This is a genomic window from Pseudarthrobacter cellobiosi, from assembly GCF_023913815.1.
In the GTDB taxonomy this organism is placed as follows: Bacteria; Actinomycetota; Actinomycetes; order Actinomycetales; family Micrococcaceae; genus Arthrobacter; species Arthrobacter cellobiosi.
Genome location: NZ_JAMXBK010000018.1, coordinates 76,434 through 92,367, shown reverse-complemented (window position 1 = coordinate 92,367; position 15,934 = coordinate 76,434). Strand labels below are relative to the sequence as shown.

At 66.3% G+C, this 15,934-nt stretch carries 20 protein-coding genes; 13 read left to right on the top strand and 7 right to left on the bottom strand.

The genetic code is table 11. The features are described 5' to 3' along the window. Positions 1-4: 4 nt before the first annotated feature. On the top strand, positions 5-466 hold the full coding sequence (locus NG701_RS04185; protein ID WP_252564809.1) for a DUF1579 family protein: 462 nt from the start codon (positions 5-7) through the stop codon (positions 464-466). A gap of 134 nt (positions 467-600) precedes the next feature. Here NG701_RS04185 and NG701_RS04180 read toward each other — a convergent pair whose 3' ends face one another. Next, positions 601-882, bottom strand: a complete 282-nt coding sequence (locus NG701_RS04180; RefSeq protein ID WP_252564808.1) for a hypothetical protein — start codon at positions 880-882, stop codon at positions 601-603. Positions 883-1,090: 208 nt separating this feature from the next. Between NG701_RS04180 and NG701_RS04175 the strand changes: the two genes are divergently transcribed. Beyond that, positions 1,091-1,636, top strand: coding sequence for a hypothetical protein (locus NG701_RS04175; protein WP_252564806.1), 546 nt, complete (start codon positions 1,091-1,093; stop codon positions 1,634-1,636). After that, on the top strand, positions 1,626-2,231 hold the full coding sequence (locus tag NG701_RS21125; RefSeq protein ID WP_252564805.1) for a helix-turn-helix transcriptional regulator: 606 nt from the start codon (positions 1,626-1,628) through the stop codon (positions 2,229-2,231). Before NG701_RS04175 ends, NG701_RS21125 begins: the two co-directional genes overlap by 11 nt. A gap of 12 nt (positions 2,232-2,243) precedes the next feature. Here the strand turns inward: NG701_RS21125 and NG701_RS04165 are convergent, their stop codons facing one another. The 3 genes from NG701_RS04165 to moaA all read right to left on the bottom strand — a co-directional run bounded on the left by NG701_RS04165 (position 2,244) and on the right by moaA (position 5,421). Continuing rightward, the gene (locus tag NG701_RS04165) at positions 2,244-3,728 is read right to left on the bottom strand and encodes an HNH endonuclease signature motif containing protein (protein ID WP_252564803.1); all 1,485 of its coding nucleotides are present in this window, start codon (positions 3,726-3,728) and stop codon (positions 2,244-2,246) included. 219 nt (positions 3,729-3,947) lie between these two features. Beyond that, entirely contained in the window at positions 3,948-4,214 is a 267-nt protein-coding gene (locus NG701_RS04160) for a MoaD/ThiS family protein (protein WP_252564801.1), read from the bottom strand. Between the two features lie 4 nt (positions 4,215-4,218). Continuing rightward, positions 4,219-5,421 (bottom strand): GTP 3',8-cyclase MoaA, encoded by a 1,203-nt coding sequence (gene moaA, locus NG701_RS04155; RefSeq protein ID WP_252564799.1) that lies wholly within the window; start codon positions 5,419-5,421, stop codon positions 4,219-4,221. A gap of 131 nt (positions 5,422-5,552) precedes the next feature. Here moaA and NG701_RS04150 point away from each other — a divergent pair, with 131 nt between their 5' ends. The 7 genes from NG701_RS04150 (at position 5,553) to NG701_RS04120 (ending at position 11,314) form a co-directional block, all read left to right on the top strand. After that, positions 5,553-7,199 (top strand): molybdopterin-dependent oxidoreductase, encoded by a 1,647-nt coding sequence (locus tag NG701_RS04150; RefSeq protein ID WP_308291961.1) that lies wholly within the window; start codon positions 5,553-5,555, stop codon positions 7,197-7,199. Beyond that, entirely contained in the window at positions 7,196-8,467 is a 1,272-nt protein-coding gene (locus NG701_RS04145; protein ID WP_252564797.1) for a molybdopterin molybdotransferase MoeA, read from the top strand. Before NG701_RS04150 ends, NG701_RS04145 begins: the two co-directional genes overlap by 4 nt. Further along, positions 8,455-8,949, top strand: a complete 495-nt coding sequence (gene moaC / locus NG701_RS04140) for a cyclic pyranopterin monophosphate synthase MoaC (protein ID WP_252564795.1) — start codon at positions 8,455-8,457, stop codon at positions 8,947-8,949. Before NG701_RS04145 ends, moaC begins: the two co-directional genes overlap by 13 nt. Beyond that, complete coding sequence (locus tag NG701_RS04135) at positions 8,946-9,515, top strand: MogA/MoaB family molybdenum cofactor biosynthesis protein (protein WP_252564793.1); 570 nt, start codon at positions 8,946-8,948, stop codon at positions 9,513-9,515. Before moaC ends, NG701_RS04135 begins: the two co-directional genes overlap by 4 nt. Continuing rightward, the gene (locus NG701_RS04130) at positions 9,505-9,966 is read left to right on the top strand and encodes a molybdenum cofactor biosynthesis protein MoaE (RefSeq protein WP_252564792.1); all 462 of its coding nucleotides are present in this window, start codon (positions 9,505-9,507) and stop codon (positions 9,964-9,966) included. The genes NG701_RS04135 and NG701_RS04130 overlap by 11 nt, the downstream gene beginning before the upstream one ends. A 94-nt stretch (positions 9,967-10,060) precedes the next feature. Then, positions 10,061-10,831 carry a 4-hydroxy-tetrahydrodipicolinate reductase gene (dapB, locus tag NG701_RS04125; RefSeq protein ID WP_252564790.1) on the top strand — a complete coding sequence of 257 codons (771 nt, stop codon included), beginning with the start codon at positions 10,061-10,063 and terminating at the stop codon, positions 10,829-10,831. A 3-nt stretch (positions 10,832-10,834) separates the two neighbouring features. Then, positions 10,835-11,314, top strand: a complete 480-nt coding sequence (locus NG701_RS04120; RefSeq protein ID WP_252564788.1) for a hypothetical protein — start codon at positions 10,835-10,837, stop codon at positions 11,312-11,314. A gap of 71 nt (positions 11,315-11,385) precedes the next feature. Here NG701_RS04120 and NG701_RS04115 read toward each other — a convergent pair whose 3' ends face one another. After that, complete coding sequence (locus tag NG701_RS04115) at positions 11,386-12,621, bottom strand: heparan-alpha-glucosaminide N-acetyltransferase domain-containing protein (protein ID WP_252564786.1); 1,236 nt, start codon at positions 12,619-12,621, stop codon at positions 11,386-11,388. Positions 12,622-12,751: 130 nt separating this feature from the next. Between NG701_RS04115 and NG701_RS04110 the strand changes: the two genes are divergently transcribed. The 3 genes from NG701_RS04110 (at position 12,752) to NG701_RS04105 (ending at position 13,955) form a co-directional block, all read left to right on the top strand. Further along, on the top strand, positions 12,752-13,237 hold the full coding sequence (locus NG701_RS04110; RefSeq protein ID WP_252564784.1) for a tyrosine-type recombinase/integrase: 486 nt from the start codon (positions 12,752-12,754) through the stop codon (positions 13,235-13,237). Between the two features lie 158 nt (positions 13,238-13,395). Beyond that, the gene (locus tag NG701_RS21320) at positions 13,396-13,710 is read left to right on the top strand and encodes a DUF6262 family protein (protein WP_374208651.1); all 315 of its coding nucleotides are present in this window, start codon (positions 13,396-13,398) and stop codon (positions 13,708-13,710) included. Positions 13,711-13,808: 98 nt separating this feature from the next. Next, positions 13,809-13,955 (top strand): hypothetical protein, encoded by a 147-nt coding sequence (locus tag NG701_RS04105; protein ID WP_252564782.1) that lies wholly within the window; start codon positions 13,809-13,811, stop codon positions 13,953-13,955. Between the two features lie 200 nt (positions 13,956-14,155). Here the strand turns inward: NG701_RS04105 and NG701_RS04100 are convergent, their stop codons facing one another. Both NG701_RS04100 and NG701_RS04095 read right to left on the bottom strand, forming a co-directional pair. Then, positions 14,156-15,622 (bottom strand): multicopper oxidase family protein, encoded by a 1,467-nt coding sequence (locus tag NG701_RS04100; RefSeq protein WP_252564780.1) that lies wholly within the window; start codon positions 15,620-15,622, stop codon positions 14,156-14,158. Beyond that, positions 15,622-15,894, bottom strand: a complete 273-nt coding sequence (locus tag NG701_RS04095; protein WP_252564779.1) for an SHOCT domain-containing protein — start codon at positions 15,892-15,894, stop codon at positions 15,622-15,624. Before NG701_RS04095 ends, NG701_RS04100 begins: the two co-directional genes overlap by 1 nt. Positions 15,895-15,934 lie beyond the last annotated feature (40 nt).

Genomic DNA, 15,934 nt, shown 5'->3' with positions numbered 1-15,934 from the left:
ACCTATGAACCTTCCGCAGCCGGGCACGGTGCACGCCGTCCTGGAGAACTTCCTGGGCCATTGGCGCGGCACCACCCGGCTGGACGCGTCGGCCTGGGGGCCCAAGCGCACGGCCTCGGCGGAAATCAGTTACACCAGGGCAGCCGGGGGCTACGCCGTCGTGCAAAGTTACAGACACACCGAAGCTGATGGCACGCACTTTGAAGGCCACGGCGTTTTTACTGTCGACCGCGACCACAACGACATCCTCTGGTACCACGTGGACAGCATGGGCCTGCCGCCGGGAGCTCCGGCCCGCTGCACTTGGGTGGACGGTGTGCTGCGCGTGGAACGCCACAGTGACCGGGGGACTGCCCGCAATACTTTCCGCGTGGACAACGACGTGCTGATCCACACCGCCGAGTTGCGCCTCGGCGAGGGCCAGGACTTTGTCCCGTTCATGACCTCCGAGTGCCGCCGCGTCTGACCCCATCCCGCCCCCGCGCGAACGGACACTTGAGCCCCTGCTGGTTGGCAGGCCCGCAGGTTGGCGCGAGAGGCCAGTTAAGACCCCTGCTTCTGCGCGAACGGACACTTGGGGCCCCTGCAGAATTCCGACCGTCAGCCGGCTGATTCCAGAATCCTTGTCCGCGGAGCGCCGTTCAAGGCTGGCGCCGCGGAGGAGGAATTCCACACCCTACTTTTCAGGTTCGCCAGCATTTGCTCAGCCTGGCCGCGTTCGTTGAAATCGAGTTCCACCACCACGTAGTGGGAATCATCCACAGGCTGGGAAATCCGGTGGCTGACGACTCCGGAGGCCGCGCGGTCCACCGGATCCCGGTCGAAGGCTTCTTTCCACATGCCAAAGTCCTTTATGCCATGTTCGATTTGCAGTGTGTACATTGCTGCTTCTCCTTAGCTGATCGTATTAGTTGATCGCACTTATTTGCCTCCGTGCTGTCCAACCCATGGCTCCTGTCCTGGGACAGCCGCACGGTTCCGCTGCGTCGCGTACTGTCACGTTAACCGCCGGCCGATGTGGCCGGTATCCCAGAAATCTAGGGTCTTGGTAGAAAACCCCGGCGCTGCCTACAGAGTGCATACTGGGGGAATGACCCCCGGCAGGCCCTGGAACAGGAGCCTTGAACGGATCCGGCTCATCGGCGACTCCGCCCCGGATCACCACTCGTTACGCACTGCCGTGCTCGCTGAGTTGGGCCGGGTGCTTCCGTTCAGTGCTTTCGTGTGGCCGCTCTCAGATCCGCTGACGGCGACGGGCATGTCGCCCATTGCCAGAATTCCGTGCCCGGACGAACTGCCGTTGCTGATCAGGCTCAAGTATCTGACGCTGGCAGGTCGGTGGACGCAGTTGGCGATCAGCCCGTCGCCAGTGACGACGCTGCTGCGCGAAACTGCCGGCAATCCATCACGGAGCCTGGTGTGGGAGGGACTTATGAAGCGCTACGGAGTGACCGATGTCCTGTTCGCAGTGCTGGCGGACAAGCACGGCTGCTGGGGTTGGATTGACCTCTGGCGAACGGCGCAGGACGATCCTTTTACTGCCGACGAAGTGGGATACATCGCTGCCGTGACGCGTGAGGGTCATGCCCGCCCTTCGTCGTTCGATAGCCGGGCAATTTCTCCTGGTGGTGCCTGACGGACGCGACCCCGCAGGACACGAGGTGGTCCGTGTGGGGGCGTCAGCCATCGGCGAACGTCCTGGGCCGGACTTGCCTCAGCAGGCAGTGCTGACTCTGGATGCGGATATGGCGGTGGTGGGTGGAACTGCTTCTGTGGAGGAGTGGCTGGGACTGCTTCAGGCTGGCCCGCATCCCTTTCAACGTGTACCGGCCGAGGTTCTCAACGTGGCTGCCCAGTTGCTGGCGCGTGAGGCGGGCGTGGATCGTCATCCTGCGTCCGCCCGTGTGCACATAGGGTCGGGCCAGTGGGCTCTGCTCCAGGCCAGCCGGATGGACTCCACCGGCACGGCGGCCATTCCGCCATTGGCCGTCACCATCCAGGCCTGCCCTCCGGCGGCGAGGCTTGATATGTTCGCCCGGAGCTTCGGGCTGACAACGCGGCAGCGGGAATTGTTGGAGCTTGCCGCCTGCGGCGCCGACACCAACGCCATGGCTGACGCCTTGGGGATCGGGGCCTATACCGTCCAGGATCAGTTCAAGCAGATTTTCGAGACATGCGGCGTCCATAGCCGTGCGACGTTGTTGGCCCTGGCGATGGGAACGGCCGAGTAACCGAACCCGCCTTCACCTCTGTGCCGGTGGCAGGCTTGTGTCCAGGTCCAGGTCCAGGTCCAGGTCGAGTTCCAGGTCCGCGTCCAAGACCGCACCGGTGTCGATGCCGGTGTTGGTCATGGGGATGTTTGATGGCCAGTCTGGTGGTTCCCAGTCGGGGTGTTCGCTGGCGTAGTGGCGTCCGGTGGGTGATATCCAGCCGGGTGGTTCGTTCTTGGTGGCTGTTGTGGGTGTCCAGGCTGTGGTGTGTCTTAGTCTGTGGTGTTTGGGGCAGGGCTGGCCGAGGATACTGATTCCGGTGCTGCCGCCGTGGGCCCAGGCGAGAATATCGTCTGCTTCGTTGTCCAAGGACTGGTTGCTGCAGCCGGGGAACGGGCACTTCCCGTCCCGCAGCCGTAGCCATTGGCGTTGGGCTTTCGTGAGTCGGTAGCTGGTTCTACCGATTTCCAGCGGTGCGCCGTCGCGTGGGTCGGTCAGGACTCGGTGGAAGGACTCGGCGCCGTCGGCAATGAGCTTGCGGGCCATGGACGGCGGGATCGGGCCGTAGCCGTCCAACATGGCGGGCGCCTGAGTGAAGCCCAGCAGCGACATCACCGGGACCGTGACCAGCACCTGCGCCTGCGGCGACGGAACACCATCGGCACGACGGCTGCTCATTTCCCCACCCTCATCACCGGTTCCGCCGAGGAGCCACGTGGCTGCGATGTCTGCGCGGATCTGGCCGATGGTCCGGTCCTCATGAGGTCCTTGGAGCGCTCTGCCTGCGGCGGTGGTGCGGTCCCAGATCCCCGCGGCCTGATCGGCGGGAAGGTAGGCGGAGAGCCAGGCCATGCCGTCACGGTCCGGGGCGTACTCCACCCGCCGGTCGGCGGCACTCCTTATGTGGCGCTTTTCGATGCTAACCGGGTGATGCCGTTCCCGCCAGGTGCGGGCTTTGTGCCGGAACCGCCCGGGGACGAGCCCACCGGCCGGACACCCCCGCGCTGGGTTAACCGCGTCGGGGTCCAGGAAATGCGCCTCCAACGCCGCAGCCGCCAGCCGGTCAAGGTTGGTGGTTTCGTCGACCATGACCCTCGCGTGCTGCCACGAAATCTGCCCTGCCTGCAGCGCGGATAGGGTCAGGGGCAGCCTGGTGGTGAGTTGGTGGGCCTCGGCCAATAGCGCCCCAGCGGACCGTTCGCTCACCGTTAGCACGCATGCCACCTCCGCGACCACGGCCATCTCTTGCCCGGTGTTGTCCTCAGGTGACGTGGCCGGACCCGCCAGGGCTTGGGCAGCGTCGTCATAGTCGTCGACTGCCTGGACTTTGAGGCCCGCCATCTTTGCCTCCGCGCAAGCGACTTCAGCCAAGGTCATCAGGGCATTATTCGCCCTCCGGCGCAGCGGATCAGAGTCCCGGGAACCTGAGGATTCGGCAGCTTCACGGATGACAACAGCAAGCCGAGCGACGGAAGCCTCGATGGCCTCTAACGCCTCCACAGCTGCTCTGCGATCCATACCTCAAGCGTCACAGGTGGGTCTGACAAAAACCGCGTAGACGAATGCCTATGTGCATAACTCAGAAGCCACGCGAGCCTCTGTGAAGGTGATCAGGACTATGGATCCGGCAGCTTCGGCGGGAAGGGACACTTACGGCCCTGGGATCGGGGGCCTCTACTGTCCGTCGCGCCAAGGTCCTGGGCCTCAAGGATCCATTCGCACGGTCTGAAGGGTGCCCTACCCGCCAGCGAACGGAGGCAGCACGTCAACCACATCGCCCGGATTTAACACAGTCGTGCGGTCCCTGACGGCCACCTCGTTGAGCAGGAAACTGCTCCGGGACAGGATGCGTTGCAGAGGAGGAGTGCCGGCAGGGGGCTCGGCGCGGTCCACAGCCAGGACTGCCTGCAGCAGGCCGGCCACTGTGGTCCCCGACGCGAGATCAAAGAACTCCTCTTCGACTCCAGCGGCAGCGCGTGCGGCAGCGAAGTAACGAACGTTCAAGAATTCAGCCTCCGATGGCGCTCATGCTGCGGTCCGGCTGGACAAAGTCCGCTGCGCCGAGACCTGTGTGGTCCATGCCGTGGGCCTTTGGCTTGACCCACATGGCGTCCTGCCAGCGTTCGGCCAGGGCCTGATCACTGGCACCGTCCCGCAGCAGACCCAAGAGATCAAACTCCTCACGGGAGAACAGGCAGCTCATGATCTTGCCCTCGGCTGTGATCCGTGTGCGACGGCAGTCGGAGCAGAACGGCTCCGTGACGGACGCGATGATGCCCACGGTGCCGAGCGCCGGCCCGGGGGCTTCCGGCGCCGCCTCCACGCCTTCCGGCCGAGGCCCGCCAGCGGCAGGCACAAGTCCCTCGGTACCCAGCGCCGGACCATCCGGCCCCGCGGTCCCGGCCGTCCGGCGTCGTACTTCAAAGCGTTCTGCGGGGGCTCCATCGCGGGCGCGGGGATCGGGACTCAACACAAAGTCGTGCGAGAGCAGGGAGCGGATCTCGGCCGCCGTGATCATGTTCCGCCGCGTCCAGCCGTGATCCGCATCAAGGGGCATCTGCTCGATGAAGCGCAGTTCGTAGCCGCGGTCCAGCGCCCAGGCCAGGAGGGACGGCGACTCGGTATCGTTGATGCCCCGCATCAGCACGGCGTTGAGTTTGACGGGGCCCAGCCCGGCCGCCCAGGCGGCGTCGACGCCCGCAAGCACGCGGTCCAGGAAGGGGCGCCGGGTCAGCTTGGTGAAAGTTTCTTCGTGCAGCGAATCCAGCGAGACATTGATGCGGGTCAGGCCCGCGGCCTTAAGCGCGGCAGCCTTTTTGTCCAGGCCCACGCCGTTGGTGGTCATGGAGATCGGCAGCTCCGGATGATTGCTTCGCAGGGCCGCGAGGATGTCAATCAGGTCCGCCCGGACCAGAGGCTCCCCGCCGGTCAGGCGCAGTTCGCGGACACCGAGCAGGTCCACACCAATCCGGACAATCCGCACGATCTCCTCGGCGGACATCACGGCCTGCTTCGACAGCCATTCAAGCCCCTCTGCAGGCATGCAGTAGGTGCAGCGCAGGTTGCATTTGTCCGTCAGCGACAGCCTCATGTCCGTGGCCCGGCGGCCGTACTGGTCCAGCAGCCCCTGCGGCGTGCCGGCCGGCCGGGCAAGCGGCAGGCCCGGCCCTGCACCTTCCCGGGGTTGCGGCATGCCTAGCTGAACAGTCATGAATTCAGGCTACGCCACCTTTACCCTTGGATCACGCCCATGACGCCCGGGATCCGGTCCATCGCCCGAAATCCATCCGAACGGTGGCGAAGTCCGGCGCTGCCGTGGCGCGGCGAACCTATGCTGGAGAGGTGAACAGCTCCCAGCCCCTGCAGGAAACGGCCGACGACGGCGCCACCTCTTCAGGGCGTTCGGGAACCGACGGTGCCGCTCAAGGCAGCCGCCGCTGGGCCGCTGTGTCGGGAGCCGTGGCCGCGGGCGCCGCCGTCGTAATAGGGGAGCTGCTGGCAGGTCTGTTCAGTCCGTCCCTCTCGCCCCTGACGGCAGTAGGCGGGGCCATGATCGATGCTGTTCCGCCGGGTGTGAAGGACTGGGCCATCTCCCTTTTCGGCACCGCCGATAAAGCGGTGTTCGTGGCCGGGATGCTCCTGGTTATCGCAGCAGTCGGGGCGTTGGCCGGAATTCTGGAACAGCGCAGGCGGTTTGCCGGTGCAGCGGTGATTGCTGTTTTTGGGCTTGTAGGCCTTAGCGCGGTCCTTACCCGCGCCCAGATGACCCCGGCCGCGGCTGTAGTGCCACTGGCCGCTGCATTGGCAGGTGCGCTCCTGCTGGGATGGCTGATCCGCCGCCTCCACGAAGGGCTCCCGGCCGGCGCAGCCGGGACAGGTGCCGCAAACACGCAAGTTCCCGCGAGGACAGTAACAACCGCCGGGCGGCGCACGTTCCTGCAGGTCTTGGCTGCGAGCGCCGGGGCCACCGCCGTTGGTGGGGTTGTGGCCGCGGTCTGGCGAGGAGCGGCATCCGCCATCAGCGCCGCCCGCGAAAAACTGCAACTGCCTGCCGCAGTCTCTGGAGCGCCCGCCATCCCGGCCGGCGCCGACGTAGGCCTGGACGGAATGCAGCCGCTGGTCACACCGAACCGGGACTTCTACCGGATCGACACCGCCCTGATCGTCCCTTCCCTCGACCCTGAGTCCTGGGTCCTCCGCGTCACCGGGATGGTGGAACAGGAGATTGAGCTGAACCTGGCTGATCTGCTGGCCAAGCCCCTGATCGAACGGCACGTGACCATCGCCTGCGTCTCCAACGAAGTGGGTGGAGACCTGATCGGCAATGCACGCTGGCTCGGCTGGCCGGTGCGGGAACTCCTGGCCCTTGCCCGGCCGCAATCCGGCGCCGACATGGTGCTGTCCCGAAGCTCCGACGGCTGGACGGCGGGCACCCCGCTGGAGGTCCTCACTGATCAGCGGGACGCCCTGCTTGCGGTGGGGATGAACGGCGAACCGTTGCCGCTGGAACACGGCTTCCCGGTCCGGTTGATCGTGCCGGGCCTCTACGGCTACGTTTCCGCGACCAAATGGCTGACGGAACTCCGCGTCACCAGGTTCGCGGACGACGTCGGCTATTGGACTCCGCGCGGCTGGTCCGACCGCGGCCCCATCAAGACGTCCTCACGGATCGACGTGCCCCGCACCGGCCGGCGGGTGGGCGCCGGAACGGTCATGTTTGGCGGCGTGGCCTGGGCCCAGCACACTGGGATCGGCAAGGTGGAACTCCGCGTCAACCGCGGTCCGTGGCAGGCGGCCCGCCTCGCACCCGGGATTTCGCTGGACACCTGGTACCAGTGGCAGCTTGGCATCGAGCTGACGCCGGGCCAGTACGAGGTCCAGGTCCGCGCCACGGACCTCAACGGCGAGCCGCAGGTGGAGGATCGCCGGCCGGTTGCTCCCGACGGGGCCACCGGCTTCCACACGATTAGAGTTGACGTGAATCCATGACGGCCCGGACCGAAGGCAGGACCTTGCACAGCTCTCCGCACCAGCACAGCCACACGCCACACCAGGCACGGTCCGTGGCCCTGCACCGCGCCGCCGTCACCGAACTGCTGGCGCCCCTGCGGGCCCACGGACGGACGGAAACGCTGGCACTCCGCGACGCGCTGGGCAAGGGCCTGGCCCAGGACGTGATGGCCCCCTTGAGCCTCCCGCCGTTCGCCAACTCCCAAATGGACGGTTTTGCCGTCAACAGCCTGGACGTGTCCGACGGCGGTGCGGAGCTGCCTGTGGTTGTCCCCGTTCCGGCAGGTGCCGTGCCGGCGGCCCTGGACCGCGGCACTGCCGCCCCCATCATGACGGGGGCCATGATTCCCGTCGGTGCTGACGCCGTCGTGCCCGTGGAACGTGCCGTTCCCGACCGGTTCCCCGCCCCGGGGGAAACAACCACTGTGTGGCTGCCGGCGACGGCGGCAGGCACCTTCGTGCGGTCGGCCGGCAGTGATATTGCGGTGGGGGAGCGGGCGCTGGCCGCGGGAACCTTCCTCGGACCGGCGCAGCTGGGGCTGCTGGCGGCCCTGGGGATCGCCGAGGTTACGGTGCCCAGGCCGGTGACCGTTTTGCTGGCTACCACCGGCGACGAAGTAGTGGAACCGGGCCAGCCCCTGCCGGCCGGCAAGATCTACGATTCCAACGGAACCCTCCTCGAAAGCGCCATGCGGCAAGCGGGCCTGGCCGTGGTGCGCACGGGCATCGCCTCGGACCATCCTGACGAATTCCGGGCACTCCTGCGCAGCCATGTTGGTGCGGTGGACCTGATTGTTACTACGGGCGGGGTCAGCAAGGGAGCCTACGAAGTGGTCCGCCAGGCCATGGACGGCCAGGCTACCGAGTTCCTGCATGTGGCCATGCAGCCCGGCGGCCCGCAGGGCATCGGGACGTTCGACGGTGTGCCCTTCCTCGGATTCCCGGGAAATCCCGTTAGCTGCCTGGTTTCCTTCGAAATGTTCCTGCGGCCTGTGCTGACCGAATTGTTTGGCTCGCCGGCACCACGGATCCCTGTCCGCGCACGGCTGGGCCACAGCCTTTCGTCGCCGGAACTCAAGCATCAGGTCCGGCGCGGAACCCTCCAGGGGGACGGAACCGTCCGCCTGGAAGGGGGCGAAAGCTCCCACCTTATGCATGCCCTCGCCGGCTCCAACGCGCTGGTGCACGTACCCGTTGGAGTCTCGGCGCTCGCCGAGGGTGACGAGGTGGAAGTATGGATGCTGTGAATCCAGAACATAGCCCGTCCGCGCTGACCCACCTGCGCCAGGACGGAAGCGCCCAGATGGTGGACGTGTCGGGCAAATCCGAAACCACGCGGGAAGCCACCGCCACTGCCACCGTCCGCACCACTGACGAAGTGCTGGGCCTGCTCGGATCCGGCGGCCTGCCCAAGGGTGATGCCCTGGCCGTGGCGCGGGTTGCCGGCATCATGGCGGCAAAAAAGACCCCCGAACTCATCCCGCTCTGCCATCCGTTGCCGCTCTCGAAAGTCACCGTGGACTTCGAGCTCGGAACCGATTCCGTGGCGATTCTGGCCACGGTCAAGACCCGCGGGGTCACCGGGGTTGAGATGGAAGCGCTGACGGCGGCCTCCGTGGCTGCCCTCAGCGTGTACGACATGATCAAGGCCGTCGACAAGCACGCCGTGCTGACCGACATCAAAGTGCTGGCGAAAAGCGGCGGCAAGAGCGGGGACTGGACACTATGAGCACCGAGAGCACTTACCCGGCTGAGCCAGACACGGAGCCGCACACGCCGCAACCTCACCTGCCGGAGCCGCACACGCACGGCGAGGTGCAGGGCCGGAAGGCCGGGGTTGTCATTGCGTCCACTCGGGCCGCCGCAGGCATCTATGAGGACGAAACCGGGCCCGTCATCATCGACTGGCTCACCGAGCATGGCTTCGAGGCGTATCCCGCCATGGTGGTGCCGGACGGCGCGCCCGTCGGGGCGGCCATCCGCGCCCTCCTCACCCAGCATCCCGCCGTCGTGATCACGAGCGGCGGCACCGGGCTCAGCCCGGACGACCGCACACCAGACGTAACCCTGCCCCTTCTGGACCGGGAAATCCCGGGCATCATGGAGGCCATCCGGCGCGAGGGCGCAGCCAAAACGCCGCTTGCGGCGCTCAGCCGCGGCCACGCCGGAGCTGCCGGGAAGACGTTCATCGTTAATCTGCCCGGCTCACCCAAGGGAGTTATGGACGGCCTGTCGGTGCTGGACCCGTTGATCGGGCACCTGTGCGACCAGCTGGAGGGCGGCCATGGGCACTGAATCGGTTTTCGAAGTGGTCCACGCGGTGCTGAGCGCAGAACCCATCTCCGTGGACCAGGCCATCGCTGCCGTGGAATCTGACACCGCAGGGGCCGTGGTCAGCTTCAGCGGCGTGGTGAGGAATCACGACGGCGGCAAGGCAGTGGAGCGGCTCAGCTACAGCGCGCACCCCACGGCTCACCAGGTGATGGCCGACGTCGTCGCCCGTCTGGCCGCCGAACATGCCGGCGAGGGATCCGCCACCCAGCCCGTGCGGATTTGGGCTGCCCACCGCATCGGCATGCTCGACATCGGAGATCCGGCGCTGGTCTGTGCGGTCTCCGCGGCGCACCGCGGGCAGGCTTTTGCCGTGTGTTCCGAACTGGTGGACCGCATCAAGGAGCAGGTTCCCATCTGGAAGGAACAGTTCTTCGCCGACGGCACGGTGGAGTGGGTGGGCGCAGGCCGCTGAGCACCACTGGCTTCCCTTCGCCTGCCGGTGGTTGCGAGGTAACGCACAGCCTCCGGTTCAATCCCGCACCCGGCCCGACGGTAGGGTTAACGGCATGACCGAACAACTCTCCGTGCCCACACGCGTGGCTGTCCTGGGCGCCAGCGGGCGCATGGGCGCCGAAGCCGTAAAGGCCGTTGAAGCTGCCTCCGACCTGATGCTCGTAGCCGCCCTGGGACGCGGCGACTCGCTGGACCAGCTGGCGGAGTCGGGTGCCCACATCGTGGTGGACCTAACCGTCCCCGAGAGCACGGAAGCGAACGTGCGCTACGCCGTCGAGCATGGCATGCACGCCGTCGTGGGAACCACCGGCTGGGATTCCACCCGGCTCGCCGCCCTGGATGCACTGCTCGCGGAGCATCCGGAAACCGGAGTGCTGATCGCCCCCAACTTTGCCCTCGGCTCCGTGCTGGCCTCAGCCTTCGCTGCCAAGGCTTCCAAATATTTCGAGTCCGTGGAAATCATCGAACTGCACCACCCGGAAAAGGTTGATGCGCCGTCCGGGACCGCTGTCCGCACCGCCGAGCTCATCGCAGCCGAGCGCAAGGCTGCGGACATTCCGCCCAGTCCTGACGCGACCACCAGCGAACTCGCCGGCGCGCGGGGTTGCGACGTTGAGGGAGTCCGCGTTCACAGCGTCCGGCTGCGCGGGCTGGTGGCCCACCAGGAGGTGCTGCTTGGCGGCCCGGGCGAGCAGCTGACCTTCCGGCACGATTCCTTTGACCGTGCTTCATTTATGCCCGGAGTGCTGCTTGGCGTGCGCAACGTCGCCGCGCATCCGGGACTGACGGTGGGCCTGGACGGCTACCTGGACTTGGGGCTCTAGGCCGTGGGCGAGTTCCTGGCTGCGTTCCGGAAGAACCGCACCAAGATCTGGGTGGGTGCCGTAACGCTCCTGCTGGTCTTCTACCTGGTGGTGTCCTTCCAGCGCTCCGTGCTCCTGCTGCTGGACAGCAACCCCGCCGCCAAGGCCATCGGGGCTGCCTACCTGGTCCTCCCGGCCATCGGCGCCTGGGCCATGATCCGTGAACTGCTGTTCGGTGCGCGCACGGAACAGATGGCCAAGGTGCTGGAGGCCGAAGGCGGGCTCCCCATCGACGAACTGCCGCGCACACCCGCCGGCCGGATCGTCCGCTCAGCGGCGGATCTGGAATTCGAAAAGTACAAGGCCGAGGCTGAAGCGGCGCCCGGTGACTGGCGTTCGTGGTTCCGGCTCAGCTGCGCCTATGACGCTGCCGGGGACCGCAAGCGCGCCCGCGCGTCCATGCGCGACGCCGTGAAGCTGTTCCGCGGCCAGGTTCCGGCGTAGGAGCCTGCTCGTAGCCGTCCGCGCTGCGGCGGCCGGTCACTGCGGCAGCGGCCGGTCGCGGCGGCGGTAGGTTAGCGCAGGCCGGCTCGTCCGCCGCGCCCCAGCTGGTTGGCCGCATGGCCCACCAGCTCCAATGGGCCCCGCCATTTCAGGACGACAAACACGATGCCCACGGTGATGGCCGTCGCGGCATGCGCCCAGTACACCCCCTCCTCGGTCCAGCCGGCGGGCAGTGGTTTCAGGTAGAACGCCGAAACCACCCAGACATGCGCTGAGTAGAGCGTGAGCGTCATGGCTCCCGCACCGCGCAGCGGCAGCAACAGGTCCAGGTCCAGCCAGTCAGCGAGCCTGCCGAGCAGGAGGAACACGCCCACGACGGCTGCTGCCACACCGCAGGTGTGAAGCAGATCCAGCGTGGTGGCCGAATGCGGCGCCGCGGCCGCCAGCCACCACCAGGATCCTTCCTGCGGGATTCCCGTGAGGTTGACCTGGAGGACACTGTCCAGCGGGTATCCGGGGGCGTTCAGGACTGCCTCCAGCGCGGCCCGGCCGCCCCAGTTCTCCATCGCGGCCGTGCCCAAAGCCTTGGCCAGTGCGGCCACCGCAGTCCCGCCGGCGAGCAGCAGGACAGGAACCATCGCCTTGGTGAGGGCCAGCCGGCCAATGACCAGGCCCACCAGCAGATATGACAGCCACTGGAACACCGGGTAGTAGCCGGTCAGGAACAGGTCTCCCAGCAGAGGGAACGGCGTCGAGAGGTCTTCCCAGGACGGGTTGTGCCCCAGATTCAGGGGCGGATTGGCTGCCATGAGCCAGGGGCGGAGCAGATATGCGAGCGCCGGGGAAACCACGGTCCAGCCGGCGGCCCAGGCGCACAGCGCCTTGACCTTCAGGCCCAGGAACGGCAGGATGCACAGGAACAGCAGCGCGTAATGGACCAGGATGATCGCAAGGTTCACTTCCAGCCCGCCCAGTGAGAGCCCGACGGCGGCAATCACCAGGGCTCGCAGTGCGATGCCGCGGCGGGCTGCGTTCAAGGCAGTACCTTCCGGAGGCAGCTGCTTGCCGGTGGACAGCGCCAGGCCCACGCCCGCCAACACGGCAAACAGGGCTGCCGCGCGGCCGGAGAAGGTCAGGCCGATCCATGTGGGCGTGAGGTCGGCGTTTGCCTCGAAGGTGGGGAGCAGATGCGTGGCCATCATGCCAAGGAGCGCCAGCCCCCTTGCTGCGTCAATACCGCGGAGTCGGCCCGCGGCCTGTGAGGTTCGAGGCACCCGCGAGGGTCTTGCCGGGGCACGGGACGTCATGAGGCGATGTTCTCACACCAACCTTTGTGGCGGCAGTCAAGAGCCAGCCGGAAACACGCTCTTGAAGACCTTGTGTTCGAATATATGTTTCCTTCAGCCCTTGGCTGGACGTCTTTGACGTAGCCTACGGGTGGCCTACGACAGTCACGCTCGGCTTGGGGGAGCGTTATCTGGAGTGTTGTCCACGAGTTCACGGTTCAGTCAATTGGGCCTGTTAGACCGGAAGCCAGAACATGAGCCTGTTTCCAAGGAGCCGCCATGCCCATGGAACCCCGGAACCGCCGCCGGCCTCATCCAGGTCTGGCAGACGACGATCGGGCTCCATGATGAACAGGGCCACCCGTTCCGCTTCACCGCCCACCAACTCCGCCATACCTACGCGCGACACGACTCATCAACGCCGCCGCCGCAGGAAGTGGTCCGCCGGTTACTGGACCATGAATCACACGAGATGACCGCCCGCTACGCGCGGCTGATGGACGAAACCGTCCGGCGGCACTGGGAAAAGGCAACGAAGATCAACATCAGAGGCGAAACCATCAGCCCCGGGCAAGACAACGGGCTCAACTCATCGCAGAAGCCGAAACAGCAGGCCAGACACGCATGGTCGAAATGAACCTCAAAGTCGCCACCAACCTCGAGAACATCATCAACGCCATCCAGACCACCCCCACGGACGATGAGGACCCCCCGGATGCAGGCTGACAACACCCACCACCTCCTGGCAGCGGCCCGCGAACGATCTGAAAAAGCACGCGCACGCGCCACCAAGCCCTGACACAAATTCACGAAAGCGGGCGGACAGCCACCGCATCCGAGCTTGCCCGGGCCGCAGAAGTGTCACGCTCCTGGCTCTACACCCAACCGGACCTGCTGGACCTCCTCCAACAGCAGAAAACACCGACCCGAACCTCAACGTCTGGGTCCTCCACCCGGGCATCGGACACGTCCCTCCACCGAAGTCTGCAACTCGCCCACCAACGCATCCGACAACTCACGGACGAGAACACCCGGTTGCGCGAACGACTGGCCCGAACCCACGGAGCACTCCGCGCTGCAAACCTCACCAACGTGAACGGGCGTCCCTAACGATCGCTCTCCGCGGTGCCATGCCAAGGGAAACTGACTGGCACTAGGGTCACGCACGCGTTGATTCAGGGCCCCGGCCGGTGTCGTAGCCCTGCACTATGATCCCGGACGTGGTGAAAATCGACGTGGAAGCGGTCGGCGCGATGCTGGACGACGTGGACACGCCCCCATCAGCGTACGGGGAGCTGGAACCCGACTACGAGTACTTGGAACCGGTGGCTATCTGCACATGCTCATGCCACTAGCCGAGCCCATACCGGTCCGAAAACTGGCCGTCGAGTGCGTGGGACCAAAAGTCACCTGACGGCGAGGGCCGAGACGTCCAGAGGCAAGCAACCCTCATCAGGCAAGCGAATTCCTTGGTGGCCGCAATTGCCATACTGTCCGGAGCTTGGAACCTCGCCGATATGAGCTTCGCCCGAGCCGGCTTCCGGCCCACGTCTTCTCACTGCACTTCGATGACGCCCATCATGCCAAGGTCCTCGTGGTCAAGGATGTGGCAATGGTAGGCGGATCGTCCTCGGAAGTCCTTGAAAGCCACTCTGACCTTTACCCGCCCGTTCGCAGGTACGTTCACTACGTCCTGCCAGACAGCGGCCTGCTTGCCTTGGCCGTATTCCTCGATGATCTGCATCGGCCAGACGTGCAGGTGGAATGGGTGGTCCATGGGGCTGGTGTTGATCAGTGTCCACTCCTCGACGTTCCCGCCCGCGACCGTGGTGTCTGTTCTGGCATCGTTGAATTCCCTGCCGTTGATGGTGAAACGCATCATGCCCGCGCCCATACCCATGCCCATGCCAGCGGCCAGGACCAATTGCCGGCGTGCCGCGACTACGGCTGAGCGCAGGTCTCCCAGCCCCTGGTAGCCAGGCACGGCGGTCGGGGGTGCGGCCGGTGCGCCCGATACGCGGAGCGTGGCCAGTGCCGCGCCGTCGGGCTCCTCTGCTGGGTTCCGTGCACCGAATCCAGGGCCCATCATTCCGGGCATGGTTCCCCGGTCCCGGTAGAACGCGCGCAGGACGGAGTCGCCGGGTGCTGTGGTCACCAGGAGGTCTGCCCTGTTTCCCGGCGTGAGCACCAGGTCATCCACTTTATCCGGTTTCTGGAAGCGGCCGGAGTCCATGCCGAGGAGCTGCATTTGCTGTCCGTCGAGCCGCAGCCGGAGGTAGCGGGCGACACACGCGTTGACGATGCGCCACCTTTCCCGTTGCCCGGGGCGGGCACCGAATTGCGGGTTGCGTTGACCGTTGACCAGGAGCAGTTCACCCTCCCGGCCCATCATCCGCTCCATCGCCGGGACCGCAGGGATGTTCCCCAGCCCGTCCAGGGTGGTGTCCGACACGACCAGCACTCGCTCCACGCTCGCCTCGATGGGCTCGTGGTCTTCGATGATGATCGCTCCGAAGAGGCCTGCGAAGATCTGATCCGCGACCATGCCGTGATGGTGGGGGTGGTACCAGTACACGCCCGGGGGATGATCCTGGGGAAGGTTGTATTCGTAGTCGAAGCTGCTGCCGGGTTCCACCGAGACGAAGACATTGTCGCCGTTGCCCTCGGGGGACACATGGAGGCCGTGAACGTGCAGGTTGGTGGCCTGGGACAGGTTGTTGACAAGCTTGATCTTCAGGACGTCGCCTGCGCGTAGGCGAAGCGTCGGTCCGGGGATGCCGCCGTTGTAGCCGAGGGCCGCGGCCTGCCGGCCGGCCAGCAGTATCTGTCCAGGGGCAGCCTCGAGCCGGACCTCCAACTGCCCGTCAGCGCTTCGTTCCTCCGGCGGCTGGGTCAGCTCGCCTCCGCTGGCCGGGACAGGTGGGGAGGTCAGCGTCCACATCAGCCCGGCCCCGCCGACGACCGTCCCGGCGGCGCCCAGGCCGCCCAGGAGCAGCGCCTGGCGGCGGCTGATGGGCCGCACTACCGGCCCTCACCGAGAACCTTGAGCTGGTCGCGGTACTGATCCGCGGTCAGCTCTCCTTTCGCGAAGCGTTCATCGAGGATCTGGCGCGCCCTGCTCCCTCCCATGGGCGGCGGACCCCCTAGCCCGTCCGGGCCTCCGGGCCCGTAACCGCGGCGGATGCCGCCGCCGGCGACCCTCACTGCCAGCAGCACCAGGAGCGCGATCCCGATAAGCAGGAGAGGGCCCCAGAGCCACATCCACTCCATGCCTTGTCCGTAACCCCACATCATGACCGGCGCCTTCCGCTTCCAGGAGTTGGTACTCCGATTC

Coding starts and splice junctions, on each gene's coding strand:
- NG701_RS04135 (WP_252564793.1), top strand. CDS start 8,946: ATGAGCACCGAGAGCACTTACCCGGCTGAGCCAGACACGGAGCCGCAC.
- NG701_RS04095 (WP_252564779.1), bottom strand. CDS start 15,894: ATGATGTGGGGTTACGGACAAGGCATGGAGTGGATGTGGCTCTGGGGC.
- dapB (WP_252564790.1), top strand. CDS start 10,061: ATGACCGAACAACTCTCCGTGCCCACACGCGTGGCTGTCCTGGGCGCC.
- NG701_RS04185 (WP_252564809.1), top strand. CDS start 5: ATGAACCTTCCGCAGCCGGGCACGGTGCACGCCGTCCTGGAGAACTTC.
- NG701_RS04145 (WP_252564797.1), top strand. CDS start 7,196: ATGACGGCCCGGACCGAAGGCAGGACCTTGCACAGCTCTCCGCACCAG.
- NG701_RS04175 (WP_252564806.1), top strand. CDS start 1,091: ATGACCCCCGGCAGGCCCTGGAACAGGAGCCTTGAACGGATCCGGCTC.
- moaC (WP_252564795.1), top strand. CDS start 8,455: ATGGATGCTGTGAATCCAGAACATAGCCCGTCCGCGCTGACCCACCTG.
- NG701_RS04165 (WP_252564803.1), bottom strand. CDS start 3,728: ATGGATCGCAGAGCAGCTGTGGAGGCGTTAGAGGCCATCGAGGCTTCC.
- NG701_RS04105 (WP_252564782.1), top strand. CDS start 13,809: ATGATCCCGGACGTGGTGAAAATCGACGTGGAAGCGGTCGGCGCGATG.
- NG701_RS04115 (WP_252564786.1), bottom strand. CDS start 12,621: ATGACGTCCCGTGCCCCGGCAAGACCCTCGCGGGTGCCTCGAACCTCA.
- moaA (WP_252564799.1), bottom strand. CDS start 5,421: ATGACTGTTCAGCTAGGCATGCCGCAACCCCGGGAAGGTGCAGGGCCG.
- NG701_RS04180 (WP_252564808.1), bottom strand. CDS start 882: ATGTACACACTGCAAATCGAACATGGCATAAAGGACTTTGGCATGTGG.
- NG701_RS04130 (WP_252564792.1), top strand. CDS start 9,505: ATGGGCACTGAATCGGTTTTCGAAGTGGTCCACGCGGTGCTGAGCGCA.